This is a genomic window from Afipia sp. MLSD5-FHT05B12 (assembly GCF_058793355.1).
Map to the genome: position 1 here is coordinate 19,957 of NZ_JBXAFS010000004.1, position 24,004 is coordinate 43,960.

The 24,004-nt window shown below is 63.3% G+C and carries 23 protein-coding genes; 10 read left to right on the plus strand and 13 right to left on the minus strand.

The annotated features are described in order from the left end of the window. Positions 1–31 precede the first annotated feature (31 nt). From AC1Q6J_RS07175 to coaA, 6 genes are all read left to right on the plus strand, one after another. Positions 32–535, plus strand: a complete 504-nt coding sequence (locus AC1Q6J_RS07175) for a DUF2628 domain-containing protein (RefSeq protein ID WP_492278634.1) — start codon at positions 32–34, stop codon at positions 533–535. Further along, positions 532–1,182, plus strand: coding sequence for an imidazole glycerol phosphate synthase subunit HisH (gene hisH / locus AC1Q6J_RS07180; RefSeq protein WP_492278635.1), 651 nt, complete (start codon positions 532–534; stop codon positions 1,180–1,182). The genes AC1Q6J_RS07175 and hisH overlap by 4 nt, the downstream gene beginning before the upstream one ends. A 196-nt stretch (positions 1,183–1,378) precedes the next feature. After that, positions 1,379–2,119 (plus strand): 1-(5-phosphoribosyl)-5-[(5-phosphoribosylamino)methylideneamino]imidazole-4-carboxamide isomerase, encoded by a 741-nt coding sequence (gene hisA / locus AC1Q6J_RS07185; protein WP_492278636.1) that lies wholly within the window; start codon positions 1,379–1,381, stop codon positions 2,117–2,119. Positions 2,120–2,131: 12 nt separating this feature from the next. Beyond that, positions 2,132–2,896: an imidazole glycerol phosphate synthase subunit HisF gene (gene hisF / locus AC1Q6J_RS07190; RefSeq protein WP_492234055.1), complete on the plus strand. Its 765-nt coding sequence runs from the start codon at positions 2,132–2,134 to the stop codon at positions 2,894–2,896. 81 nt (positions 2,897–2,977) lie between these two features. Further along, the gene (locus AC1Q6J_RS07195) at positions 2,978–3,292 is read left to right on the plus strand and encodes a phosphoribosyl-ATP diphosphatase (protein ID WP_492278637.1); all 315 of its coding nucleotides are present in this window, start codon (positions 2,978–2,980) and stop codon (positions 3,290–3,292) included. A gap of 227 nt (positions 3,293–3,519) precedes the next feature. Then, positions 3,520–4,476 (plus strand): type I pantothenate kinase, encoded by a 957-nt coding sequence (coaA, locus tag AC1Q6J_RS07200; protein ID WP_492278638.1) that lies wholly within the window; start codon positions 3,520–3,522, stop codon positions 4,474–4,476. Positions 4,477–4,552: 76 nt separating this feature from the next. Here the strand turns inward: coaA and olsB are convergent, their stop codons facing one another. The 5 genes from olsB to AC1Q6J_RS07225 all read right to left on the minus strand — a co-directional run bounded on the left by olsB (position 4,553) and on the right by AC1Q6J_RS07225 (position 12,246). Further along, on the minus strand, positions 4,553–5,566 hold the full coding sequence (gene olsB / locus AC1Q6J_RS07205; protein ID WP_492278639.1) for a l-ornithine N(alpha)-acyltransferase: 1,014 nt from the start codon (positions 5,564–5,566) through the stop codon (positions 4,553–4,555). Between the two features lie 109 nt (positions 5,567–5,675). After that, positions 5,676–7,931: an ATP-binding protein gene (locus AC1Q6J_RS07210; RefSeq protein ID WP_492278640.1), complete on the minus strand. Its 2,256-nt coding sequence runs from the start codon at positions 7,929–7,931 to the stop codon at positions 5,676–5,678. A 149-nt stretch (positions 7,932–8,080) separates the two neighbouring features. Further along, positions 8,081–8,545, minus strand: a complete 465-nt coding sequence (locus tag AC1Q6J_RS07215) for a hypothetical protein (protein WP_492278641.1) — start codon at positions 8,543–8,545, stop codon at positions 8,081–8,083. A 133-nt stretch (positions 8,546–8,678) separates the two neighbouring features. Then, positions 8,679–10,550: a glutaminase A gene (gene glsA / locus AC1Q6J_RS07220; RefSeq protein WP_492278642.1), complete on the minus strand. Its 1,872-nt coding sequence runs from the start codon at positions 10,548–10,550 to the stop codon at positions 8,679–8,681. Positions 10,551–10,707: 157 nt separating this feature from the next. After that, on the minus strand, positions 10,708–12,246 hold the full coding sequence (locus tag AC1Q6J_RS07225; RefSeq protein WP_492278643.1) for a YifB family Mg chelatase-like AAA ATPase: 1,539 nt from the start codon (positions 12,244–12,246) through the stop codon (positions 10,708–10,710). A gap of 503 nt (positions 12,247–12,749) precedes the next feature. Here AC1Q6J_RS07225 and AC1Q6J_RS07230 point away from each other — a divergent pair. Next, positions 12,750–13,187: a hypothetical protein gene (locus AC1Q6J_RS07230; protein WP_492278644.1), complete on the plus strand. Its 438-nt coding sequence runs from the start codon at positions 12,750–12,752 to the stop codon at positions 13,185–13,187. Positions 13,188–13,251: 64 nt separating this feature from the next. Here the strand turns inward: AC1Q6J_RS07230 and AC1Q6J_RS07235 are convergent, their stop codons facing one another. The 5 genes from AC1Q6J_RS07235 to rsmI all read right to left on the minus strand — a co-directional run bounded on the left by AC1Q6J_RS07235 (position 13,252) and on the right by rsmI (position 17,701). After that, positions 13,252–14,232: an MBL fold metallo-hydrolase gene (locus tag AC1Q6J_RS07235; RefSeq protein ID WP_492278645.1), complete on the minus strand. Its 981-nt coding sequence runs from the start codon at positions 14,230–14,232 to the stop codon at positions 13,252–13,254. 154 nt (positions 14,233–14,386) lie between these two features. After that, positions 14,387–15,220: a hypothetical protein gene (locus AC1Q6J_RS07240; protein ID WP_492278646.1), complete on the minus strand. Its 834-nt coding sequence runs from the start codon at positions 15,218–15,220 to the stop codon at positions 14,387–14,389. 109 nt (positions 15,221–15,329) lie between these two features. After that, the gene (gene gshB / locus AC1Q6J_RS07245) at positions 15,330–16,271 is read right to left on the minus strand and encodes a glutathione synthase (RefSeq protein ID WP_492278647.1); all 942 of its coding nucleotides are present in this window, start codon (positions 16,269–16,271) and stop codon (positions 15,330–15,332) included. A gap of 88 nt (positions 16,272–16,359) precedes the next feature. Continuing rightward, entirely contained in the window at positions 16,360–16,776 is a 417-nt protein-coding gene (locus AC1Q6J_RS07250; protein ID WP_492278648.1) for a YraN family protein, read from the minus strand. Further along, entirely contained in the window at positions 16,763–17,701 is a 939-nt protein-coding gene (gene rsmI, locus AC1Q6J_RS07255; RefSeq protein ID WP_492278649.1) for a 16S rRNA (cytidine(1402)-2'-O)-methyltransferase, read from the minus strand. The genes AC1Q6J_RS07250 and rsmI overlap by 14 nt, the downstream gene beginning before the upstream one ends. A gap of 172 nt (positions 17,702–17,873) precedes the next feature. Here rsmI and AC1Q6J_RS07260 point away from each other — a divergent pair, with 172 nt between their 5' ends. Beyond that, complete coding sequence (locus AC1Q6J_RS07260) at positions 17,874–19,061, plus strand: penicillin-binding protein activator (RefSeq protein WP_492278650.1); 1,188 nt, start codon at positions 17,874–17,876, stop codon at positions 19,059–19,061. 165 nt (positions 19,062–19,226) lie between these two features. Here the strand turns inward: AC1Q6J_RS07260 and hemW are convergent, their stop codons facing one another. From hemW to rph, 3 genes are all read right to left on the minus strand, one after another. Further along, positions 19,227–20,381: a radical SAM family heme chaperone HemW gene (gene hemW, locus AC1Q6J_RS07265; protein WP_492278956.1), complete on the minus strand. Its 1,155-nt coding sequence runs from the start codon at positions 20,379–20,381 to the stop codon at positions 19,227–19,229. Positions 20,382–20,534: 153 nt separating this feature from the next. Further along, a complete protein-coding gene (gene rdgB / locus AC1Q6J_RS07270) occupies positions 20,535–21,170 on the minus strand; it encodes an RdgB/HAM1 family non-canonical purine NTP pyrophosphatase (protein ID WP_492278651.1) in 636 nt (211 codons plus the stop codon). Positions 21,171–21,313: 143 nt separating this feature from the next. Further along, on the minus strand, positions 21,314–22,030 hold the full coding sequence (gene rph / locus AC1Q6J_RS07275) for a ribonuclease PH (RefSeq protein WP_002713860.1): 717 nt from the start codon (positions 22,028–22,030) through the stop codon (positions 21,314–21,316). A gap of 173 nt (positions 22,031–22,203) precedes the next feature. Between rph and hrcA the strand changes: the two genes are divergently transcribed. After that, positions 22,204–23,295, plus strand: coding sequence for a heat-inducible transcriptional repressor HrcA (gene hrcA, locus AC1Q6J_RS07280; protein ID WP_492278652.1), 1,092 nt, complete (start codon positions 22,204–22,206; stop codon positions 23,293–23,295). 90 nt (positions 23,296–23,385) lie between these two features. After that, a complete protein-coding gene (grpE, locus tag AC1Q6J_RS07285; protein ID WP_492278653.1) occupies positions 23,386–23,979 on the plus strand; it encodes a nucleotide exchange factor GrpE in 594 nt (197 codons plus the stop codon). Positions 23,980–24,004 lie beyond the last annotated feature (25 nt).

The window sequence follows — 24,004 nt, forward strand, 5'->3', positions numbered from 1 at the left end:
ATCGTGCTGAACGAGGTTCCGGAGAACGATCATGGCGGTTTACACGGTTCACGGGCCGGCGAGCTATTACGGCACCGATGTGCGCACGGCGCCGGACCAGCTCGTGTTCGTGCGGGACGGATTTTATGTCTGGGCCTTTGTGGCCGCGCTCTTCTGGCTGATCTGGCACCGGCTGTGGCTGGCGCTGCTGGGCTATGTCGCGCTGATGATCGTCGCCGAAATCGCAATGTCGGCCGCGGGCGTCGGGTCGGGTGCGCGTTTTCTGGTGATGGCCGTTATCGCATTGCTGGTCGGGCTTGAGGCCGGATCGCTGCGCCGCTGGAAGCTGTCGCGCCGCAAGTGGCGTCAGCTCGACGTTGTCGTCGCGGACTCGGAAGAAGCCGCGGAGCGGCGGTTCTTCGAGCGCTGGAATGCCAAGACGGCGCGTGACGGCAATCGCGGCAGCGCGAGTTCCCCGCCGCCGTTGCCGCGCGCGTCGCTGAAGCAATCGGAGAGTGTGATCGGCCTGTTTCCTGAACCGGGAGCGTCGCGTTGAGCGTTGCGATTATCGATTACGGCTCGGGCAATCTGCACTCGGCAGCGAAGGCTTTCGAGCGCGCCGCGCGCAGCATGGAGCAGCCGCAGAAGATTGTCGTGACGCGCGATCCTGAAACCGTGTTTCGCGCAGATCGCATTGTGCTGCCGGGCGTCGGCGCGTTCGCGGATTGCCGCAAGGGCCTCGACGCGCTGGATGGCATGGTCGATGCGATGACGGAAGCGGTGCGCGACAAGGCGCGGCCGTTCTTCGGCATCTGTGTCGGCATGCAGTTGATGGCAACCCAGGGCAAGGAATACGTCACGACACCGGGCTTCGACTGGATTTCGGGCGACGTCGTGAAGATTTCGCCGCGCGAGGAAGACCTGAAGATTCCTCACATGGGCTGGAATACGCTCGATCTGGTGCGCGAACACCCGGTGCTGGAGCGGCTGCCGCTCGGCGACAAGGGCCGCCACGCCTACTTCGTACACTCCTATCATCTGAACGCGGCGAATGAAGCCGATGTCGTTGCGCGCGCCGACTATGGCGGGCCGGTGACGGCGATCGTCGCCAGGGACACCGCCATCGGCACGCAGTTTCACCCCGAGAAGAGCCAGCGCTTCGGTCTGGCTCTGATCTCGAACTTTCTGAAGTGGAAGCCGTGATGCTCATGGCTTGTGTTGCTGATTCATCCCTCCCCCCGCGCGCTCTTGCGCGTGGTGGGGAGGGTCGACGCCATAGGCGTCGGGGTGGGGGGTCTTTCCTGATAAATGCCCCCCACCCCCGACCTCTCCCCGCCGCGAGGCGGGGGGAGGGGAGAACCCACTCACGCGTGCCTCACCTTACTTTCAGAAACTGCCCATGATTCTTTTTCCCGCGATCGATCTCAAGAACGGTGAGTGCGTGCGCCTCGAACAGGGCGACATGGCGCGCGCGACCGTGTTCAACCTCGATCCCGCCGCGCAGGCAAAAACCTTCGAGACGCAGGGTTTCGAGTATCTTCATGTCGTCGATCTCGACGGTGCGTTTGCCGGCAAGCCGATGAATGCGCAGGCTGTTGAAGCCATGCTGAAGGCCGTGAAATTTCCGGTGCAGCTCGGTGGCGGCATCCGCGATCTTGCGACCATCGAGGCGTGGCTCGCCAAGGGCATTCGCCGGGTCATCATCGGCACCGCAGCGGTGCGCGATCCTGCGCTGGTCAAAGAAGCCGCGAAAAAGTTTCCGGGCCGGGTCGCGGTCGGTCTCGATGCCCGCGACGGCAAGGTCGCCGTTGAGGGCTGGGCGGAAACCTCGACAGTGACGGCGCTCGATATCGCGCAGCGCTTCGAGGATGCCGGCGTCGCCGCCATCATCTTCACCGACATTGCGCGCGACGGCCTGCTCAAGGGGCTCAATCTCGACGCGACCATTGCGCTGGCCGAGGCGATTTCAATTCCGGTGATTGCATCGGGCGGTTTCGCGTCGATCGCCGATGTGAAAGCGCTGCTCGAGCCCCGCGCCAGAAAGCTGGAAGGCGCGATCTCGGGTCGCGCGCTGTACGACGGCCGCCTCGATCCGGCCGAGGCATTGACGCTGATCCGCAACGCGCGGGCGGCGGCTTAAGGGCAGGCAACGATGTTCAAGGTTCGCGTGATCCCCTGTCTCGACGTCAAAGACGGCCGTGTCGTCAAGGGTGTCAATTTCGTCGATCTGCGCGATGCGGGCGATCCGGTCGAGGCCGCGATTGCCTATGACGCGGCCGGCGCCGATGAGCTTTGTTTTCTCGACATCACCGCGACGCATGAGAACCGCGGCACCATTCTCGATGTGGTGCGGCGGACGGCGGAAGCCTGCTTTATGCCGCTGACCGTCGGCGGCGGCGTGCGCACCGTGGACGACATCCGCACGCTTCTGACGTATGGCGCCGACAAGGTATCGATCAATTCGGCGGCGGTTGCCCGGCGCGAATTCGTCAAGGAAGCCGCGGAGAAGTTCGGCGACCAGTGCATCGTCGTCGCCATCGACGCCAAGCGCACCGGCTCCGACCGATGGGAGATTTTCACCCATGGCGGCCGCAAGTCGACCGGCATCGACGCGATCGAATACGCGCAGGAGGTGGTCTCGCTGGGCGCGGGAGAGATCCTGCTGACCTCGATGGACCGCGACGGCACCCGGCAGGGTTTCGATATCCATCTGACCCGCGCCATTGCCGACAGCGTCAAGGTTCCGGTCATCGCCTCGGGCGGTGTCGGCAACCTCGATCATCTGGTCGCGGGCATCCGCGAGGGACACGCCACCGCCGTGCTGGCGGCTTCGATTTTCCACTTCGGAGAATTCACCATCCGCCAGGCCAAGGACCACATGGTTCGCGCGGGATTGCCGATGCGGCTTGACCCATGAGCGCCGCCGTATGCCAAATACCTGAATCCGATCAACTCTTTGTCCTCCCTACCGGGGTACGGAAGTGATAGAAGGCGCTTTATGAGCCGTTTTACGATCCATGATCTGGCAGCCACCATCGATGCCCGCGCGGCGTCGGGCGGCGATGCGTCCTATACCCGCAAGCTGCTGGACAAGGGCCCGGATCACTGCGCCAAGAAGCTGGGCGAGGAGGCGGTGGAAACCGTGATCGCCGCCATTGAAAACAATCGCGATCATCTGATCGCCGAGAGTGCCGATCTCGTCTTCCATCTTCTGGTGCTGCTGAAGTCGCGCGGCATCAGTTTCACGGATGTCGAGGACGCGCTGGCGCGGCGAACCCAGATGTCGGGCCTTGAAGAGAAAGCTGCGCGCTAGTGGAGTGGATTTGACATTCGCACCCTGCTGGCGGCGGATTCAGCAAAGCGAATGTCAAATCCAAAACTCCACTAGAATCTATAATTGCTAGTGGTCCGTCGATTCTAACATTCGCAAGAATGTCTGCCGAAACGGGATGCGAATGTTAGAATCGGACCACTAGCGCGAGTAGTTCAAATTCCGGCAGACGTGGGGACACGCGGGCGCCGGGCAGGAGGGAATGGCTCATGGATGTGAGAGCCGACCAGGTTCAGTACAATCCCTACCGCGTTTTCTCGCGCGCGCAGTGGGCCGCGCTGCGCGACGACATGCCGATGACGCTGACCGCCGATGAAATCGCGCGGATGCATTCGATGCATGATCGCCTCGACATCAAGGAGGTCGAGGAAATCTATCTGCCGCTGTCGCGGCTGCTGTCGTTCTATGTCGCAGCCGCCCAGCGACTGTTCGTTGCGCAGCGTCACTTCCTCGGCATCGAGGACCGCAAGATGCCCTACATCATCGGCGTCGCCGGATCGGTGGCGGTGGGCAAGTCCACCACGGCGCGCGTGCTGCAGGCGCTGCTCGCGCGCTGGTCGCCGCGGCCCAAGGTCGATCTTGTCACCACCGACGGCTTTCTGTTTCCAAACGAGGTTCTGGAACGCGAAGGCCTGATGCAGAAGAAGGGCTTTCCTGAAAGCTACGATCTTCCCGCGCTGCTCGGTTTCCTGTCAGACATCAAGGCCGGACGCCGGCCGGTGCGCGCGCCGGTCTACTCGCATCTCACATACGACGTCATTCCGAACGAGGGCGTCGAAATCGACCGGCCCGACATCCTGATCGTCGAAGGCGTCAATGTGCTGCAAACCGGACGCCTGCCGCGTGACGGCAAGGCCGTTCCCTATGTATCGGATTTCTTCGACTTCTCGGTCTATATCGATGCGGAGGAGCCGATCCTGCGCGAGTGGTATGTCGAGCGCTTTCTCACCCTGCGCGACACAGCGTTCCGCGATCCACGGTCTTACTTCAATCGCTATGCGAAACTGTCCGACAAGGAAGCGACCGACCGGGCCCTTGAGCTCTGGACCACCATCAACCTGGTCAATCTCGAAGAGAACATCCTGCCGACCCGGCCTCGCGCGACGCTGATCCTGAAGAAGGGCAGCGACCACATCATCGAGGATGTTCAGCTGCGCCGGCTGTAGAGCGCAACACCAGGTCCGCCGCCCAGCTTTTATTTCGGCATGATCTATTCCGAAAACCGGTTCCCACTTTTCGGGATCATGCCGCGTGCCGCGTCGCGTCGGCACCGAAGTGATCGAGATAGCGCCCGGAGATGGCCGACACCGGCATGACAACCAGTACATCCGTGGTGCCAAACTGGTGGTCGATCACCGCGCCGTCGCCAATGAAGGCGCCGACCCGAAGATAGCCCTTGATCAGCGGCGGCAGCATCCGCAGCGCCGCCCTGGTGTCGATGTTTTCTTTCGCGATGCGGTTCATTTCCACCCGGCGCGATGGATGCGCGCTGGCGCGCCAGCCGTCCGGTGCCGCCGCGAAGTGATGCAGGAACGACAGCGGCAACGCGAGCCGCTCGGGATCGGTGCCCTCGAAGCTGGCGCAGCCGATCATCACATCGAGATTGTGCCGGCGCACATAACTCCACACGCCGTGCCACAACAGCTCAACGGTTCGCTTGGTGCGATAGGGCGGCAGCACGCAGGAGCGGCCAAGCTCGAGAAACTTCAGGCCGGATTGCCGTTCCATCATGTTGGAAATGTCGAACTCGTCGCCGGTATAGAAGCCGCCGTGTTTTTCGGCGACGTCCTGGCGCAGCAGGCGATAGGTGCCGACCACGGGCTGCTTGCCGCTCATCGTCGGCTTGGCGGCATGATCGATCACCAGCAGGTGGTCGCAGATCTTGTCGAACGCGTCCTTGTCGCGCTGCGCCAGCATGGTCGCGGCGTCGGCAATGGCGGAGCCGTTTTTATAGAAGACCTTGTAGCGCAGCTTCTGCGCGCGCTTCACGTCGCTCTTGGTCTGCGCGAGACGGACTTCCAGCGAACCGATCTTGCCGAGACGCGCCGGCTGCATCATTTCCGGCACGGCTTCGCCACGCAGTCCCGGCATCAGCCAGGTGGCGGCGGTCGTTGCGGCCGATTTCGCGTGCGCGGGCCGGAGCATTTGAACCAGCGGATTTTGGCGAAGCGCTTCAAGCGGGCTTCGAACGGCCTGCCGTTCAAACAGTCTGGAATTTGCATCCGGCTTTGCAGGCGCCGGTTTGTTGCCGCTCATGGCTTCCTCGCGGCCGCGCGCATTGATTCGCCAAGCGCAGCCCTGAGGCATCAATAATCATGGTCGTGATACGGATTTATGACATCGGCGCGCATGCGGCGCGGCGGAGTCAGGCGACGATGCTGCGTGCCGCGGGAATGGCGGCCAGCGCATCCATGAGCTTGTCGCGATCGAGCGGCTTGACCAGAAAGCCGTCCATGCCTGCCTCGAAGCAGGCATAGCGATCGTCCACCAGGGTGTTCGCCGTCAGCGCAAGGATTTTCGTTCGCCGCGGGCTGCGTTCCGCCTCAAGTGCGCGAATCCGCTTTGTCGCTGCGATGCCGTCCAGCTTCGGCATCTGGATGTCCATCAGCACCACATCGTAAGGCGTACCTGCGCTGTCCGCCGCGAGCCACGATTCGAGAGCTTGTTCGCCGTCGGTGGTGATGACAGGGCGATGGCCCATGCGTGTCAGCAGCGACCGGATCAGGAGCGCATTGATCTCGTTGTCTTCCGCGACGAGAATCGATAGCGCGCGCGGCGTGACAGCCTGCGGCGCAACGACGTCCAGCGGCCCAATCGCAGGCTCGTTGTCGCCGGGCATTTCCGGCACCAGCGCGGCGCCGGATGCCGACAGGCGCGCGGCCAGCGACGTCGCGCGCAGCGGCTTCACCAGATACCCGGTGAACAACGCCATGACGCCGGTCGCGATGTCGCGCCGCGCAGATGGCGTAAACATCGCGATCCGATGGGCGGCATGGCGTGAGGCTGCCTCGGCGAAATCCTGCAATTGCGGATCGCCGCTCGTGCAGTCGACCAGCACCGCGTACCATGAGCGTTCCGGCAGCAACGCACGCGCGATGTCGGCATCGGCTATTGTGCAGGTCTGCGCGCCCCAGCGTCCCAGCCGCCGCGCGATCAGCGAAGCTTCAATCGTCTGCGGCGCAACCAGCATCACGGACTTGTCTGTCAGATCGGGTGCAAGGAAGGGCGAAGCGGAGCTGCCGCCGCGATCCGCCGCGGCAAGTGGAATCGAGAACGCGAAGGTCGCGCCGTTGCCCTCGGTGCTCTCCAGCGTGATCTGTCCCCCCATACGCCGGACGATGCGTTCGCTGATGCTGAGACCGAGGCCGGTGCCGCCGTAGTTGCGCGCAGTTCCATCGGAGGCCTGCTCGAACTCGCGGAAGATTCGCTGCTGCGCTTCCGGCGCAATGCCGATGCCGGTGTCGCGGACGAGGAAGGAGATTTCGCCGGGCCAGATTCCCGGCTCCACGATCAAGGCAACACCGCCGGCCGGTGTGAACTTGATGGCGTTGCCGGCGAGATTGAGCAGCACCTGCCGCAATCGCGCGGCGTCGCCGATGACTTCCGCCGGCAACCGCTCATCGACATAGGATGCGATCTCGAGCTTGCGCGCCTGCGCGCGAGGCGCGAGCAGTTCGGCGATCTCCTCGATCATGGCCGCCAGAGCGAACGGCCGATATTCAAGGTCGATCTTGCCCGCTTCGATCTTGGAGAAATCGAGCAGTTCGTCGATCAGGGCCATCAGGGCGTCGCCGGATGTCTTCACGGCCTTCGCGTAGGTCGTCTGTTCCGCGGTCAATGCGGTGTCGAGCAGCAGGTTGCTCATGCCGATAATGCCGTTCAGCGGCGTGCGGATCTCGTGCGACGCCATGGCAAGGAATTTCGATTTCGCCCGGTTGGCGGAGTTGGCGAGGTCGCGCGCCTCGGCCAGGGCGCGTTCGGTCTCGGCGCGGTCCGTCACATCGCGGCCGACACATTGCAGGTCGGCGGGCTGATGGGCGTCGCCGCGGACCAGGTCTTCGCGCCATGCGATCCAGCGCGGACCTATCGCGCTGTCGATCTTCTGGTCGTGAACCCGCGTGCCGTTCGGCTCGATCGCGATGGCGCCCTGCTCCAGCACGGGTAACGTGAAGCGCGTTCCGATCAAGGCCTCGCGCGGCTTGCGCGCGAGCGCGCAGTAGGCGTCATTGACCGACGTGACCAGGCCGTCGCTGTCGCGCAGGACGATCAGATCGCTCTGGGATTCGAACAGGCTTCGGGCATGCTCCTCGGCGCCCTTCAATTCCCAGTTGCGGTCGGCCAGCGCTTCATTGTGCAGTTCGATCTTGCGCATCTTCTTGCGCAGCCAGCGCATCCGCATGCTGAGTGTCGCAAGCGCCAGGCAGGCCAGTGCGAACAGGAAGCTCGCGCCAAGGGCAAAGCTGTGCGGATCGTAGGTTTCGCTGCGGCTTCCGGTAATGAACCCATAGGCTCCGCCAAAGGCGGCGGAGAAGATCGTCACGGAGCGGATCGTGACGCTGATCCAGGGATGCCGGCGGGCAAAACGGCGAAGCCGGGATCGGATGCGCAAGGCTCGCAGCATTATTGTCCGCTCCACGGTTGAGGTCGTGCGTGAGGAAAGCCCGCGCAAGAATGTGTTGGGGATGTTTCGAAGAGTTTGAAGCGCGGATGGATCGTCAGCGGCGATACAAACGTGGCTAATGAGATGTTAACGCCGGGGTTGCCGCGGCGTCACATCGATCGCTCGGCGAGGCGGACGTTGTGTCCGGCGCTGACCACGAGCGCGGCTGCGTCGCGCGGGCTGAAGGTGCGCGACTGCACGAAGATCCGGTAATCCGCGCCAGCGGTCCGCGACAGGTAGATCAGCGGCTCCGACGCGGAGGCATGATCGGAGATGCTGACAAACATCGTGTTGCGGGTGACGGTGCAGCTGTCGGTCTCGGCGGTCTGCACGTCGTCGATCACCGTGAAGTCCGCCATGTCCGCGCTGTCGACGATCTGAACCCGCACAGTGGCCACTTCCGGATCGTCGGTGAAGCCGACGTGAAGCGGATTTTGCCATGGAGCGGTTGCGATCTGCATCGATGCGCGGCCCAGCGCGATGCAGGGACTTGCGCTCGGGATCAGTTCGCCGCCGGCAACCACGCCGGCCAGCAGCAACGGAATGGTCGAGGCCAGGATCTTCACACGCAACATCGGACGCCACTCACAACACAGTTTACCGCCAATGCCGCCACGACAGGGCGGCTTATGGTTTTTGAAGTGTAAAGAGAGATCGTTACTGAAGGGTTTGCGGGGATGAAATGAGGCCCTGAAAGCGCACGACTGCTCAATATGAGCTGAGAAGATCGACCTTGGCGTTGGCAAGCACGAGGCGCCGGGCAAGCAAGGCGGACAGATTGCGCGCTATGTGCAGCCCGATGGTCGGAAACAGCATTCCGTAATCGACCAGTTCATCCAGCGGCACTTCAAGGCACTGCACCAGGGTGTCCGCCCAGACATCCGCTGTCCGCTCGCGGTTGATCAGCGCCATCTCGCCGAACTCCATGCCCGGCCCGAGCGAGGCGAGGCGCACTCCGCTCGGGAGTTTGACGCTGACCATGCCGCGTTGAATGAAGAAGATCGAATTGGCAGGCTCGCCCGCGCCAATGATTTTGGCGCCTGCCTGATAGTGACGCGTGGTCGAGAATTTGACCAGGGTGTCGACTTCCTCCGTGGTCAGGTTGGCGAGCAGCGCCTGCTCGCTGAGATGCGTGGTCTCCGTCGTGTTGGTGAATCCGCCATATCTGTAGATCACCTGATCCTCGGCCCATTCGATCGCGTTATCCAGCGATGCGAACCGCCGGACCTTCTGGGTCTCGGCCGAAGCATAGATCGCCTTCAGGACCTCGGACTCCGGTTCGAACCCGGTCAGGATCACCGTGACATCGATGCTTGCGAGAATCGTGAGGTTCTCTCCCAACAGCCGGATGCCGGCCGCGGTGACGTCCGGCACGCGCCGGAAATCCAGAATGAGCAGCGGCGCATTCGGCAATGTGCTGGAGAGCCGGCGGGTGATGTAGTCGATCGCGGCGAAGTTGAGCGCGCCGACCAGCTCGATGATCCGGATGTCGTCGTGCCGCTCCTCGAGGATCTGCTGCTCATGCGGCTGACGGCTGCGGCGGGATGATACGCTGGAAATATCATAGTCGGCGATAATGCAGGCGCGGACATCCGCGCTGCGATTGAACATGTGAAGATTGAATCGTTCCGACAGGGCTTCGCAGACCTTCAGGCCGCGCACGCTGTTGCCGTGGCTGTCGAGACGCGGAGAGAACGTGCCCAGCCCGATCTGCGAAGGGAGCGCCGCGACAATACCGCCGCCCACACCGCTCTTTGCGGGGATGCCGACGCGGTAGATCCATTCGCCGGCATAGTCGTACATGCCGGAACTCGTCATCACGGACAGGACGCTTGCAACGGTACGCGGCGCGATCACCTGATCTCCGGTGACGGGGTTGATGCCTCTGTTGGCGAGCGTCGCCGCCATCACTGCCAGATCGCGCGCAGTCACCAGCACGGCGCACTGGCGGAAGTAAGTGTCGAGAACGGCGTCCACGTCGCGCTCAACGACAGCGTAGTTGTGCAGCAGCCATGCGATGGCACGGTTTCGGTTGCCGGTCGCGCGCTCGGATGAATAGACCGATTCATCGACGGCGAGGTCGCGGCCGGCAAAGCGCCCCAGCGTTTGCCGGATGCGCTCAAAGGCATTAGCGCCTTCGACCCGGTAGATCAGGCCGGAGCAGGCGATGGCTCCAGCGTTCACCATCGGGTTGAACGGCTTGTTGTCGAGCGTGAGACGGATGGAATTGAAGGCTTCGCCGCTGGGCTCGACCCCGATCGCCGCGCCGACACACTCCGGTCCAAGCAGATCGAGCGCCAGCGCGAACACGAAGGCCTTCGACACCGACTGGATCGTGAAAGGCACCGCGCTGTCGCCGACTTCGTAGACGTACCCGTCAATGGTGGCGACGGCGACGCCGAAATGCTCCGGATTCGCCCGGGTCAGTTCGGGAATATAGTCAGCCAGCGCGCCGGAACTGTCGCCTTTGAACTCTTCATGGCAGCTGGCGAGAAACTGCTGAAGCGGAGGCTTCGTGCCGTAGCCATTCTGTCTTGCTGAGTTGTCGCTGCTGATCGAACGAGTTGGTATGGCGTCCACGGATTTGTCCTTGTTTGCCGCGATTCAAAGCAATCCCCGTGCCATGATTGGGAATTTTTGGCGCGCAGGAGGATGGCATCGCTGCCATACGCGAGAAAAAGGGAGATGGTCCGGATTTCGTGATTGGTTGAGCGAGGCCGCGATTGCGAAGATATGGCTACGCCGCGCGGCGCAAATCTTCCGCCAGCGCGCGGTAGGACAGCGCTTCGGCGAGATGAAGCCGTCCAATGGCGTCAGCGCCGTCGAGATCCGCGAGGGTGCGCGCCACCCGCAACACGCGATGATAGCCGCGCGCCGACAGGCGCATGGTTTCAGCGGCGTCGCGCAACAGCTTCTGCCCTTGCGCATCGGGCTGCGCGATCTCTTCCAGAACCGCGGCCGGTGCTTCCGCATTGGTGCGAATGTGCGGCAGGCCCAAAGCCGCATAGCGCGCGATCTGAACGGCGCGAGCCGCGGCGACGCGCGCGGCGACTTCGGCGGAGCCCTCCGCCGGTGCAGGCAGGATCAGATCGGAGGCCGTGACTGCCGGCACTTCGATCCGCAGATCGATACGGTCCATCAGCGGACCGGAAATGCGGCCCTGATAATCCGCCGTGCAGCGGTCGATGCGTCCGCGCTTGCACGCATAGCCGGGCTCGTAAGCATGTCCGCAGCGGCAGGGATTCATCGCGGCCACCAGCATGAAGCGCGCCGGATAGGTGACACGATGGTTCGCGCGCGACACCGCGACCTCGCCGTTCTCCAGCGGCTGACGCAGCGAATCCAGTACGCGCGCATCGAACTCCGGCAATTCATCGAGGAACAGCACGCCGTGATGCGCCAGCGAAATCTCCCCAGGTCTGGCGCGCATGCCGCCGCCGGTCAGCGCGGCCATGCTCGCGGAGTGATGCGGCGCGCGAAACGGACGCCGCGCTGTCAAAGCGCCGCCTTCGATTTCGCCCGCGACGGATGCGATCATTGAAATCTCGAGCAGTTCGGACGGCGACAGCGGCGGCAGGATTGACGGCAGCCGCGCCGCGAGCATGGACTTGCCCGCGCCGGGCGAGCCGATCATCAGGAGGTGATGCCCGCCGGCGGCGGCGATCTCCAGCGCGCGCTTGGCGCTTTCCTGGCCCTTGATATCGCGCAGGTCGAGCAATGCGGTCTGCCGTTCGGTGATCTTCGGTTCGGGCCGTGACAGAACCTGTGTGCCCTTGAAGTGATTGGCGATCTGAATCAGCGACGCCGCCGCGACGATCTGAATCTCGGGACTGGCCCATGCCGCTTCCGCGCCGCAGGCCGCGGGACAGATCAGCCCCTCGTCGCGCGCGTTGGCGCCGATGGCTGCGGGAAGCACGCCGGCGACCGGCGCAATCGAGCCATCGAGTCTCAGTTCGCCGAGCACCGTAAATCCGCTCAGCGCATCGGGCGGGATCGCGCCGATCGCGGCCATCAGCCCGAGGGCAATGGGGAGATCGTAATGACTGCCTTCCTTGGGCAGGTCGGCAGGCGCGAGATTGACGGTGATTCGCCGGGCGGGCAGCGCGAGGCCCGAGGCGATCAGGGCGGAGCGCACCCGTTCGCGGGCCTCGGAGACCGCCTTGTCCGGCAGGCCGACGATGGTGAAGGCGGGCAATCCCGGCGCGACCTGAACCTGCACGTCCACCGCGCGGGCTTCGATGCCTTCAAATGCCACCGTGGAAACGCGTTGAACCATTGCGCCCTCGCCCCCACCGCAACCCTAGCAGGAACCTTTCCGAGCGCAAGAACATTCAGGGAACAAGGGCGGGGACCCACGGCCGCGCAACGGGACGGCGACAGCGTATAGATAGACACATATTGTAATTTATACTTATATTATACTTAGATTTATATGTAATTGAGAGGTATTTTATCCTTAACCAAGTATTAATACGATTCTTTACTTGCTCCTGGTTCCGTTTACCTTGTTTCCATCGCCGGAAATCGAGGAACAAGAAAATGCCCCGCCCGCGCCGCCGAACTCCGTGTCGGCCGTCCCTTCTGCTGCCGTCGGCGGCTTTCCTTGCATATGCCCTGCTTGTCGCGCCCGAGGCCCGACCCGATCCGGCCGATGGTCTGTTCGCGCAATCCGTCCCCGCGAGGAAGGACAGCGCAAAGGTCCTGAGACATGAGAGGGCCGCGAGCTGTCCTCAGCCGTCGCCAGCGGCGGAATCCCTCGATCCACCGACGACAGCCGCTTTGGCCGAGATCAAGACATTTCGCGCGGGCGATCATTTCAGGGAAGACTTTACATCGCGGGCGGAGGTCAGGATCACGTGGCTGGGCGCAACATTCCTGCGCCGCTTTGCCGCCAAAATCGAAGACGCGGCGGGGGCAGGCGTGCTTCAGTCCCACATACTGCACGCGCCCGCCCCCGACAGCTGGATCATCGACGAGCTTGGGGATGAGCATGAGACCCGGCTGGCCGACCTGTGGTGCCTGCTGAAGATCCAGGCGGGAGGGGAATCCGGAATTCTCCTGGTCAATGCCAGGCCGAATGTTTTCTACATGCGCGACGTGTCAGGCGAACTCGGTGCCGTCGATATCGTTTGGGGTGGCGCGGGCTGGGAGATCGGAGCGAGCGCGATCAACGGCGATCGTGTCTGGCCCGCCGGCATCCGGGTGCTGTCGCGCTGAAGTTCGCAGATGGAGCGCCTTTGGCAGCGGAGATGAAGCCGCCGCCAAAGGACGTGAGCAAGTCTCAGAGATTCATGATCATCGGCTCGGGGATGTAGCGGAAGCCGTCGCCCGCCTTCACCACATGGCCGTAGCCCGGCCACGGGAAGTGATAGGACATCACCGCCGTCTTGTTGGCCGCGATCGTGTCCAGCAGTTTGACCCGCGTCGCCGCTGCCATCTTGGGATCGGAATCGTAGGCGAACTCCATCTTCGGCCGCTCCAGCAGCAACACCTGATGGTGGGTGAGGTCGCCGAGGAAGGCGAACGACTTTCCACCCGACTGGATCATGAAGATGTGGTGGCCGAAGGTGTGGCCGGGCGCGGCGATCGCCGTGATGCCCGGCAGGAATTCCTGTCCGTCCTTGAAGAACACGATGCGGTCGCGCACCGGCATCAGGTTCTTGCGGGCGTGGACGATGAAATCCTTGAGCGGCCCGTCCATCTTCTTCTCGTCGGTCCAGAACTCGAGATCCGTCTGGCTGATGTAGACCTGCGCGTTCGGAAACAGCGGCTTGCCGCCTTCATCGACGATGCCGCCGATATGGTCGATATGCGCGTGCGAGCAAACGATCGCATCGACATCTTCCGGCTTGAGGCCGGCTTCGGTGATGCTTTTCTGCAGACGCCCCGTGGTCGGCCCGAACAGTTTCGATGTGCCCATGCCGGTGTCGAACAGCACCACGCGCTCGCCGAAATTCACGATCGGCGCGTTCTGTTCGAGAATGACGTTGCTGGGGCTGAGGAAATTATCGCTCAGCATCTTCTGCACGTCCTCCTTCGGGACGCCGAGGAATGTGCCGGATGGATCGCCGAGCGGCAGCGGTCCGTCGGACACCACCGTGACTTCGGCCTCGCCGAGCTTGAAGCGATGATAGTAGGGAGCCTGCGTGCCGAGCTTCGGCGCGCGCGCCATGGCGCCGCTGCTTATCATCGTTGCGCCAAGACTTGCGCCAAGTCCGGCGCCAAGAGCAAGGAGAGATCGTCGCGAAACATCGATCGTCATGCATTCCTCCATTGAATTTTGTTGTTGTCGCTTGCCGTCGCGGTTCCGATTATGCGGTCCGTTTCCGTTCGCTGGCAAGGACGGGCATATGCAGGCACGCACGCGTGACGTCACGCAGCTGTCATTGCGGCTTCAAGCCAGGATGCCTTGAAAGTCAGGCGGGCTGATTGACGCCGTTGGCGTCGCTGCGCGGAACCAGCGTCGCGTCCCTGTCGTCGAGCTTCGGCGAAATGCGAAGGCCGAACACATGCGGAAAACGCATGATCTCGACGTTGAAATCCGCGGTGGTCACCGGCGTCGCCGCGGCGGCGGATTTCGGAGCATAGAGCCGGCCCCAGATGTCGACTCCGGCGAATTGCGGCAGCTGAGTCAGGCGCAGGTTGCCGACGGTGCCGTCGAATCTCAGCAAATGGCGCGCGCGGTCGTTCATCATCAGGACCCAGCCGTCGATGGCGTGCCCGGCATCATTGGTGATGGGGCAGGCGATGATCATCGCGTCCGGCGCGGTGCGGAACAGATGATCGTAGATCTCGGTCTGATGGTTGATCAGCTCGGAGTAGACCACAAGAATAACGGCGCCATCGGCGACCTTGATCGGCAGGATGAGGCGCTGCCAGAGCTGGCCGGTTTGCGACCAGGTTGCGGTAAAGCGAACGAAGGCCGGTGTGAGGCGCCTGGTCACCTGACGATAGACGTCGGCGAATTCCCGCTTGAGAGGGTTGATCTGCTGCGACAGCAAGGTGCCCGCCAGGTTTTCGCTGGCAGCGGCCTGAACCGCCTCGCCGACGTACATGTAGACGAAGTCGTCGTTGATCGTGAGCAGGTGAATGGAATTGGCGCGGAGCTGATAGCTGCATTCCTCAGTCAGCCGCTGCAACGTCAAGTCGTTGGTATCGTTAAGAGTTTTCCACTTGACCCACAGGAATTCCATCGCGGCGGTGGTCAGCTCGCGCGGAATCGATGTGCCGTTGAAGACTTCAATTGCCATTAGTCAGCTCGTTTCGGTGCGCGCATACCGTGTATCCGGCGGCGGCGCACTCCCCCGCCGCGAGATTGGCAGAAGGTGGTCAGCAATTGATTAACCTGTCGCGGGGTCGCTAAGCGCGCCTGGCGGCGATGGCGTCCCAGATCTTCGCCGCGACGTCGGGGCCGCCGAGCCGGGCGATCGCCCGGATGCCGGTCGGCGAGGTGACGTTGATTTCCGTCAGGTGACCGTCGATCACGTCGATGCCGACGAACAGCAGGCCAAGCTCGCGCAGCGCCGGTTTCAGCCGTTCGCAAATCTCGCGCTCGCGCGGCGACAGATCGGTGGATTGCGCGGCGCCTCCGCGCACCATGTTGGAGCGCAGATCGTCCGCCGCCGGCACGCGATTGACCGCGCCGGCGAATTCGCCATCGACCAGGATGATGCGCTTGTCGCCGTGCTTGACCTCGGGAAGGAAGCGCTGGATCACCCACGGTTCGCGGAACGTCACCGAGAACATGTCGTAGAGCGAACCGAAATTCATGTCGTTCGGCGTGATGCGAAACACCGCGGCGCCGCCATGTCCGTACAGCGGTTTCATCACCACGTCGCCTTGCTCGGCGCGGAACGCATTGATCTCGTCCTTGTCGCGCGAGATCAGCGTCGGCGGCATCAGGTCTGCGAACTCCATCACGAAGATTTTTTCCGGCGCATTGCGCACGCTGGCCGGATTGTTCACGACCAGCGTTTTCGGATGAATGCGTTCGAGCAAATGCGTGGTGGTGATGTAGGCGAGATCGAACGGCGGGTCCTGCCGCAGCAGGATCACATCGAAGGATGCGAGATCGACGCGCTCGGCATCGCCAAGCGTGAAGTGATCGCTGTCCTCATCGCGCACCTTGAGCGGCTGGACCATGGCGACCAGTTGCTTGCCCTTCAGGGATAGTTTTTCGGGCGTGTAATAGGACAGCGCATGGCCGCGCTTCTGCGCTTCGAGCAGAAGCGCGAATGTCGAGTCGCCGCGAATGTTGATCCGCGCGATGGGGTCCATCTGGACGGCGACTTTCAGCTTCATGAGTCAAATCCGGCTGTTGATCTGTTGCGGCGGCAATCTGTGCGATTTCAGCTTCCGTTGCCAGAGGTTTTGCATGCAACCCTGCTGTTCATGCGCCAGCGTCGAATGCGGCCGTGAGGTGTTTGGGCAGGTGTTTCGGCGCAATCAGCACCACATCGAACCGCATGTCGAAACCGGCGTGTTCGGGATGCGCCATCAGCCAGGCCTGGGCCGCGGCGACGATGCGGTGCTGCTGCCGGGGCGTCACCGAATAGGCGGCCTCGTCGAGATTCGCGCGGGCCTTCACTTCGATGAAAGCGAGCAAGTCCCGCCGTCGGGCCACGATATCGATCTCGCCGTAGGGTGTGCGGAAGCGCCGTGCCAGAATGCGATAGCCCTTGGCGATCAGGTAAACGCAGGCTTTGCTCTCGGCGGAAATTCCGGTCTGAAACGCCGCAACGCGCGCCGGGGAGGGGATGTTTGCGCGAGCCTTCGGCAATTTTGGCGGATCGCTATCCTGCGTCATCGCCGTCCTTTGAAAGCTCGAGCGCGCGGGCATAGATCTCGCGGCGCGGCCGTCCGGACACTTCAACCGCATGCGCGACCGCATCCTTGACGCTGCCGCGCGTCAGCGATGTCCGCAGCAGATCGTCGAGCGCGTCGTCGCTCATCAGTCCGGCATCGGCGGCGGGTGGACCGATCACCAGCACGAATTCGCCGCGCGTCTCGAGTGTATCGGCAATCGCCGCGAGTTCGGAGACAGTCGCGCGGCGCACCTCCTCATGCAGCTTGGTCATTTCGCGGCAGATCGCGGCCTCGCGCTCGCCCATGACGCCTGCAAGATCGTGCAGGCAATCCTGCACCCGTGCGCCGCTCTCGAACATCACCAAGGTGGCGTCGATACGTGCGAGTTCACTAAGGCGTGTGCGGCGCGCATTCTGTTTCGAGGGCAGAAAGCCCTCGAAAAAGAATCGATCGGTCGGTAATGCTGCGACCGAGAGCGCCGCCAGCACCGACGATGGTCCCGGCAATGCGACCACCGGAAAACCCGCCGCGCTGACTTCGCGCACCAGCTTGAATCCCGGGTCGGAAATCAGCGGCGTTCCGGCGTCCGACACCAGCGCGATGGACGCGCCTTGCGCGAGCTTCTCCAGAATCTTCGGCCGCGCCACCGTGGCGTTGTGTTCGTGATACTGCATCAGCGATGCGGCGATGGAGAACCGTTCGATCAGCCGCCGCGTGATGCGGGTGTCCTCGCAGGCCACGATGTCGACGCCGGCGAGTGTCTCAAGCGCGCGCAGTGTGATGTCGCCGAGATTGCCGATGGGCGTTGCGACCAGATACAGGCCCGGAGCGGCCTTGGGTGCATGAACGAGTTGTCCTGCGACCGCGAAAGTGCGGGCGGAGCTGTCGGAATCAGGCGAAGAAGCGGGGGATGGTTTGGTGCGCATTGGAACAATCTAACGCCGAAGCGCCGCCTCGTCTTGTTCGCATCCGCAATAGCTGTTCATGTTCGGTTGTGCTGAAGTGTGCGAAAGGCCTTTGATCCGGCTAGCTTATAGCCGACAATATGCCTGAATCCTCGTCCAGACGTGGCCCAGGATCGATACCCGGAAGACAATGATGGTTGCGCCGTTCACTCCAAAGCCTCCACGCATCGGCGCGACCCGCCGCGGCGCTGTCGGCCTGATTCTGGGTGCGCCACTCGTTGCCGGTTGCGCCGGCATGCAGTCTCCGTTCTCCGGTGGCGAGCAGCCGGCCGGCCCGCCACAGCAGCCGTCGGCGGTGGGCAGCGGCCAGGTCAAGGTCGGGCTCTTGCTGCCGTTGTCGGCGTCCGGCAATGCCGCCGTCGCCGCGCAATCGATGCGCAACGCCGCTGAACTGGCGCTCGCTGAATTTCAGAATCCGAATATCCAGCTGCTGATCAAGGACGACAACGGCACCGCGCAAGGCGCACAGCAGGGCGCGCAGCAGGCTGTCGATGAAGGCGCTGAAATTATTCTCGGGCCTTTGTTCGCTCAGTCGGTTCCGGCCGCCGCGCAGGCCGCGCGCAATCGCGGCATCTCGATGATCGCGTTCTCGACCGACTCGAGCGTTGCCGGGCGCGGCGTCTATCTCCTGAGTTTTCTTCCCGAGTCGGACGTCAGCCGGATCGTCGAATATGCGGCAGGGACCGGCAAGCGATCCTTCGCCGCCTTTCTGCCGGAGAATGCCTACGGCAATGTGGTCGAAGCCGCCTTCAAGCAGGCGGTGCCGCGCAGGGGCGGGCGCATTGCCGCGTTTGAAAAATACGGCGCCGATCGCGCGCAACCCGCGGCCGCCATCGGCCAGGCGCTCGCCAATGCCGATTCGCTGCTGCTCGCCGACGACGGCGATGCGCTGGCCGGCGCCGCGGATGCGCTTGCCGCGGGCGGCGCCAATCTCAAGCGCGTGCAGTTACTCGGCACTGGCCTGTGGGACAATCCCCGCGTGTTCGCGAACGCCAATCTGCGCGGCGGACTTTATGCGGCGCCCGATCCGGCCGGCTTCCGCAGTTTTTCCCAGCGCTACCGTGCGAAATACAGCGGCGATCCGGTCCGCACCGCGACGCTTGCCTATGACGGGGTCGCGCTGGTTGCGGCATTGGCGCGAACGCAAGGCGGCCAGCGGTTTTCACCGGAGGTCCTGACGAATCCTTCCGGCTTCGCGGGCATCGATGGGCTGTTTCGATTCCGCAGCGACGGCACCAATGAGCGCGGTCTGGCGGTGATGCGCGTTGGGCCCGGCGGCGGACAGATCGTTGCCGGATCGCCGAAGAGTTTCGGCGCGTAGCGCTTTCCCTCTCCCCTTGTGGGAGAGGGTGCCCGAGTGAAACGAGGGCGGGTGAGGGGTGTGCTCCTTATCGCGATGCCAGCAACCCCTCACCCGGCTCAGTCTCGCCTTGCTCGACTTCGCCACCCTCTCCCACAAGGGGAGAGGGAAAAGAAGTGACGGTGGCTACGCCGCGAGATCCGCGACCACGGCATCCAGCACCGGAAATCCCTGCATCGTAACTCTGACACGGCCATCGGGATCGACCGTGATCGCACCCTCATCCCGCAGGATTTCGATCCGCCTCGGATCGAGCGCGCGTCCCGACAGCGCCTTGTAGCGCACCGGATCGATGCCTTCCGCCAGACGCAGCCCCATCAGGAGATATTCGTCGGCGCGCTCCTCGCTGTTGAGAAGCTCGTCGCTGGTCACGCCGTGGCCCTGCGCCTCGACGCGCATCAGCCAGGTCTCGGGCCGCTTCTCGGTCGCGACGGCGTGACGGATGCCGTCGATATCGAGGCGGCCATGCGCGCCCGGGCCGATGCCGGCATATTCCTGTCCGCGCCAGTAGACGAGGTTGTGCTTGCACTCCGCGCCCGGCCGCGCGTGATTGGAAATCTCGTAGGACGGCAGACCGAGTTCGGCGCAGACATCCTGCGTCACGTCGTAAAGCGCGCGCGCCACTGCCTCGTCAGGAATCTTGAGTTTGCCGGCGGCATGCAGCCCGAAGAACGGCGTTTCCGGCTCGATGGTGAGCTGGTACAGCGACAGATGCTCAGCGGCTTCCGAGATCGCGAGCTTCAATTCGTCTTCCCACATCCGCGGGGTCTGGTCGGGCCGCGCGTAGATCAGATCGAACGAATAGCGGTCGAACGCGGAGCGCGCGATCGCAACCGCATCGAGCGCCTCGCGCGCGGTGTGCAGGCGTCCCAGCGCTTTCAGCGAGGCATCATCGAGCGCCTGCACGCCGAGCGACACGCGATTGACGCCGGCGTCGCGATAGCCGCGGAAGCGCGTGGCCTCGACGCTGGTCGGATTGGCTTCCAGCGTCACCTCGACATCGCTGGCGACACGCCAGTGCATGGCGATGGAGTTGAGAATCGCACCGACAGTCTGCGGCTGCATCAGCGAGGGCGTGCCGCCGCCGAGAAAGATCGACGTGACCTCGCGGCCAGGGGTGCGCGCGGCGGTGGTCTCGATCTCGCGCTCGAAGGCGCGGGCGAAACGAAACTCGTCGATCGGCGCGTGACGCACATGGCTGTTGAAGTCGCAATACGGACACTTCGACAGGCAGAACGGCCAGTGGACGTAAACACCGAAGGCTGCGGAGGGCTGAATCATTAATGCCATATTAAGCTTTTAAGGCCGCAACAACACGCCCTTTTTCAGCACTTTCCTCAATCGCGTTCGTTAAAATTTTAACGATCCATCATTTCTTTTCCTCCTCCCCCGCAAGCGGGAGAGGTGCAAAAGCGGGCTATTGAATTGCGTCGCTCATGCGAGACACATCTGCGCGAGCTTCACGAAAGCTTTCGCGCGATGGGAAAGGCCTAAGCCATGCGGCGGCAGGCCGTGCTTCTCGATGCTGGTCATCTCGCCGAAGGTGCGGGTGTAACCGTCGGGCAGAAACGCCGGATCGTAGCCGAAACCCGCGGTGCCGCGCGGCGGCCAGACCAGTGTGCCGTCGACGCGCGCCTCGACGTCTTCCTGATGTCCGTCCGGCCAGGCGACACAGAGCGCCGAGACGAAATGCGCCTTGCGCTGCGCGGGCTCCTTCGCGCCGCGCTCCTGCAGCAGTCGCTCGATCTGCGTCATCGCCGCGAGAAAATTCTTGTCCTCTCCGGCCCAGCGCGCCGAATGGATTCCGGGCTGGCCGCCGAGTACATCGACCGCGAGGCCTGAATCGTCGGCGAAGGCCGGAAGTTTCGCCGCCTTCGCGGCTGCCATGGCCTTGATGCGGGCATTGGCCTGAAATGTGGTGCCGGTCTCAATCGGCTCGGCGAGGCCGAGTTCCGCCGCCGACACCGCTTCCACGCCGTAAGGCGCAAGCAGTTCGCGCATCTCGGCGAGCTTGCCGGGATTGTGGGTCGCGATCACAAGGCGGCCGGTGATTCGGCGATGTTGAGTCATGACTACTTATAACCGATCCGTCATTCCGGGGCGCGGGCGCCTTTTGGCGTACGCGAACCCGGAATCTCATCATGTTCATCTCGACTGGATTCCGGGTTCGCATGCGGCATGGGCCGCCTGCGCCCCGGAATGACAACCTTGTTTTACGCCACCGCCATTTTTTGCAGGTCGACCAGCCGGGCGATGCCCTTCTTGGCCAGCGCCATCAGGTTGAGAAACTCGTCCTGCGAGAACGGCGTCTTTTCGGCGGTGCCCTGAACCTCGATGATACGGCCGTCGCCGGTCATGACGAAATTCGCATCGGTTTCGGCCTCGGAGTCTTCCGCGTAATCAAGGTCGAGCACCGGCGTGCCGTTGTAGATGCCGCACGAAATCGCGGCGACATTGTCGCGCAGCACGTTGTCGTTCTTGAGCATGTTGCGCGCCTTCATCCATTGCAGGCAATCCGCCAGCGCGACCCATGCGCCGGTGATCGACGCGGTGCGCGTGCCGCCGTCGGCCTGAATGACATCGCAGTCCACTGTGATCTGGCGTTCGCCCAGCGCAACAAGATCGACAGTGGTGCGCAGCGAGCGGCCGATCAGGCGCTGGATCTCGACGGTGCGGCCGCTTTGCTTTCCGGCGGCGGATTCGCGGCGCATGCGCTCGTGGGTGGCGCGCGGCAGCATGCCGTATTCGGCGGTGACCCAGCCGCGGCCCTGACCCTTCAGCCACGGCGGCAGGCGATCTTCCAGCGTGGCGGTGACCAGCACGTGGGTGTCACCGAATTTCACCATGCAGGAACCTTCGGCGTATTTGACCACACCGCGTTCCAGCGTGACGGGGCGCAGTTCGTCGGGCGCGCGACGGCTTGGCCGCATGAAAAACCTCCTGAAATTCCGGGAAATCCTGATTTGGCGCTGCTTTTAGGGGGCCGGAAGCGTAGCGGCAAGGGCAGATCAGGGCGGCGGCAAAGATGTGGGCAGAAACCCGCTTGTCATGATGCCGGACGATGGACAATTGTAGCGATATCAACCCCGTTTGGAGCCCGATTTTGGCCCACCACGACCCGATAGGCCATCTGATCACGCCGAACGCCGGGCTGGCGCAGCTCAACGAACGGTCGCGGGATATCTTCCGTCAGATCGTCGAGAGCTATCTGGCCACCGGCGAGCCGGTGGGCTCGCGCAACATCTCGCGCCTGATCACGATGCCGCTGTCGCCGGCTTCGGTGCGCAATGTGATGTCGGATCTCGAACAACTGGGACTGATCTATGCGCCGCATACGTCGGCGGGGCGACTGCCGACTGAGTTGGGATTGCGCTTTTTTGTCGATGCGCTGATGCAGGTAGGCGATCTGACCGAGCCGGAGCGCCAATCGATCGAAGGCCAGCTCAAGTCCGTGGGCGGAGCAACATCGGTCGAAGCCGCGCTGAGCGAAGCCTTGACGCGGCTGTCGGGTTTGACGCGCGCCGCAGCCGTTGTGCTGACGCAGAAGTCGAACGTGCGGCTGAAGCATATCGAATTCGTTCGCCTTGAACCGGCGCAGGCACTGGTCGTGCTGGTAGCCGAAGACGGTCAGGTCGAGAACCGCGTGCTGCCGCTGCCGCCGGGCGTGCCGTCATCGGCGCTGACCGAAGCCTCGAATTTTCTCAATGCGCGAATTCGCGGGCGCACGCTGGCCGAGGCGCGCAGCGAACTTGAGGTTGCGCTGACCGCGGGCCGCAGCGAACTCGATCAGCTCACGCAGAAAGTCATCGCAGCGGGTATCGCAAGCTGGTCGGGCGGCGCCAGCGACGAGCGGCAACTGATCGTGCGCGGTCACGCCAATCTGCTGGAAGACCTTCACGCGATGGAGGATCTCGAACGGGTGCGGCTGCTGTTCGACGACCTTGAAGCGAAGAAGGGCGTGATCGACCTGCTTGGCCGCGCCGAGCGCGCCGACGGCGTGCGTATTTTCATCGGCTCCGAGAACAAGCTGTTCTCGCTGTCCGGCTCCTCGACCATCATCGCACCTTATCGCGACGGCGCGGGTCACATTGTCGGCGTGCTCGGCGTGATCGGCCCGACGCGGCTGAACTATGCGCGGGTCATTCCGACGGTCGATTACGCCGCCCGGATCGTTAGCCAGCTGATCGGCAAATAGTGCGTTTGCGCTTGATTTTCCGCCTCTAAACAACGATATGCGGGCTAACAATCCCACATTCGTTATGACGATTTGCTGAAAAGGTGAGTTATGGCCAATTCCAATGGGCAAAAGGAACCGCAGGACAAGTCTGCGCCGGAACCGGCGAACGACAAGGAGCCTGTGGTCTCAAAGCCTTACGTGATGCCCGACGATCCTGAAGAAGGGTCGGTCGAAGCGCTCACCAAGGACGTCGCCGAGGCCAAGGACCGGATGCTGCGCACGCTCGCGGAGATGGAAAATCTGCGCAAGCGGACCCAGCGCGAAGTCGCCGACGCGCGGACCTATGGCATCACGGCTTTCGCGCGCGACGTCCTCGACATCGCCGACAACTTGCAGCGCGCGCTGGACGCGGTGCCGATGGAAGCGCGCGAAGCCGCCGATCCTGGCCTCAAGGCGCTGATCGAAGGCGTCGAACTGACCGAGAAGTCGCTGCACAAGGCGCTGGAGAAAAACGGCGTCTCGAGGCTCGATCCGCTCGGCGAGAAGTTCAATCCGAACTTCCACCAGGCGATGTACGAAGTGCCGGATTCCTCTGTGCCGGCGGGCACTGTCGTGCAGGTCGTGCAGGGCGGCTACACCATCGGCGAACGCGTGTTGCGGCCGGCGCTGGTCGCGGTCGCCAAGGGCGGCGCGAAAAGCTGAAATCGTTCCGGCGTCATTCCGGACA

What these genes read in the sequence shown, in the direction of transcription:
- grpE (WP_492278653.1), top strand. Translation starts at nt 23,386, where the DNA reads ATGGCCAATTCCAATGGGCAAAAGGAACCGCAGGACAAGTCTGCGCCG.
- gshB (WP_492278647.1), bottom strand. Translation starts at nt 16,271, where the DNA reads ATGAAGCTGAAAGTCGCCGTCCAGATGGACCCCATCGCGCGGATCAAC.
- rdgB (WP_492278651.1), bottom strand. Translation starts at nt 21,170, where the DNA reads ATGACTCAACATCGCCGAATCACCGGCCGCCTTGTGATCGCGACCCAC.
- AC1Q6J_RS07235 (WP_492278645.1), bottom strand. Translation starts at nt 14,232, where the DNA reads ATGACGATCGATGTTTCGCGACGATCTCTCCTTGCTCTTGGCGCCGGA.
- AC1Q6J_RS07260 (WP_492278650.1), top strand. Translation starts at nt 17,874, where the DNA reads ATGGTTGCGCCGTTCACTCCAAAGCCTCCACGCATCGGCGCGACCCGC.
- hisA (WP_492278636.1), top strand. Translation starts at nt 1,379, where the DNA reads ATGATTCTTTTTCCCGCGATCGATCTCAAGAACGGTGAGTGCGTGCGC.
- AC1Q6J_RS07210 (WP_492278640.1), bottom strand. Translation starts at nt 7,931, where the DNA reads ATGCTGCGAGCCTTGCGCATCCGATCCCGGCTTCGCCGTTTTGCCCGC.
- hemW (WP_492278956.1), bottom strand. Translation starts at nt 20,381, where the DNA reads ATGATTCAGCCCTCCGCAGCCTTCGGTGTTTACGTCCACTGGCCGTTC.
- olsB (WP_492278639.1), bottom strand. Translation starts at nt 5,566, where the DNA reads ATGAGCGGCAACAAACCGGCGCCTGCAAAGCCGGATGCAAATTCCAGA.
- hisF (WP_492234055.1), top strand. Translation starts at nt 2,132, where the DNA reads ATGTTCAAGGTTCGCGTGATCCCCTGTCTCGACGTCAAAGACGGCCGT.
- rph (WP_002713860.1), bottom strand. Translation starts at nt 22,030, where the DNA reads ATGCGGCCAAGCCGTCGCGCGCCCGACGAACTGCGCCCCGTCACGCTG.
- AC1Q6J_RS07240 (WP_492278646.1), bottom strand. Translation starts at nt 15,220, where the DNA reads ATGGCAATTGAAGTCTTCAACGGCACATCGATTCCGCGCGAGCTGACC.
- AC1Q6J_RS07225 (WP_492278643.1), bottom strand. Translation starts at nt 12,246, where the DNA reads ATGGTTCAACGCGTTTCCACGGTGGCATTTGAAGGCATCGAAGCCCGC.
- AC1Q6J_RS07215 (WP_492278641.1), bottom strand. Translation starts at nt 8,545, where the DNA reads ATGTTGCGTGTGAAGATCCTGGCCTCGACCATTCCGTTGCTGCTGGCC.
- AC1Q6J_RS07195 (WP_492278637.1), top strand. Translation starts at nt 2,978, where the DNA reads ATGAGCCGTTTTACGATCCATGATCTGGCAGCCACCATCGATGCCCGC.
- coaA (WP_492278638.1), top strand. Translation starts at nt 3,520, where the DNA reads ATGGATGTGAGAGCCGACCAGGTTCAGTACAATCCCTACCGCGTTTTC.
- AC1Q6J_RS07250 (WP_492278648.1), bottom strand. Translation starts at nt 16,776, where the DNA reads ATGACGCAGGATAGCGATCCGCCAAAATTGCCGAAGGCTCGCGCAAAC.
- AC1Q6J_RS07175 (WP_492278634.1), top strand. Translation starts at nt 32, where the DNA reads ATGGCGGTTTACACGGTTCACGGGCCGGCGAGCTATTACGGCACCGAT.
- rsmI (WP_492278649.1), bottom strand. Translation starts at nt 17,701, where the DNA reads ATGCGCACCAAACCATCCCCCGCTTCTTCGCCTGATTCCGACAGCTCC.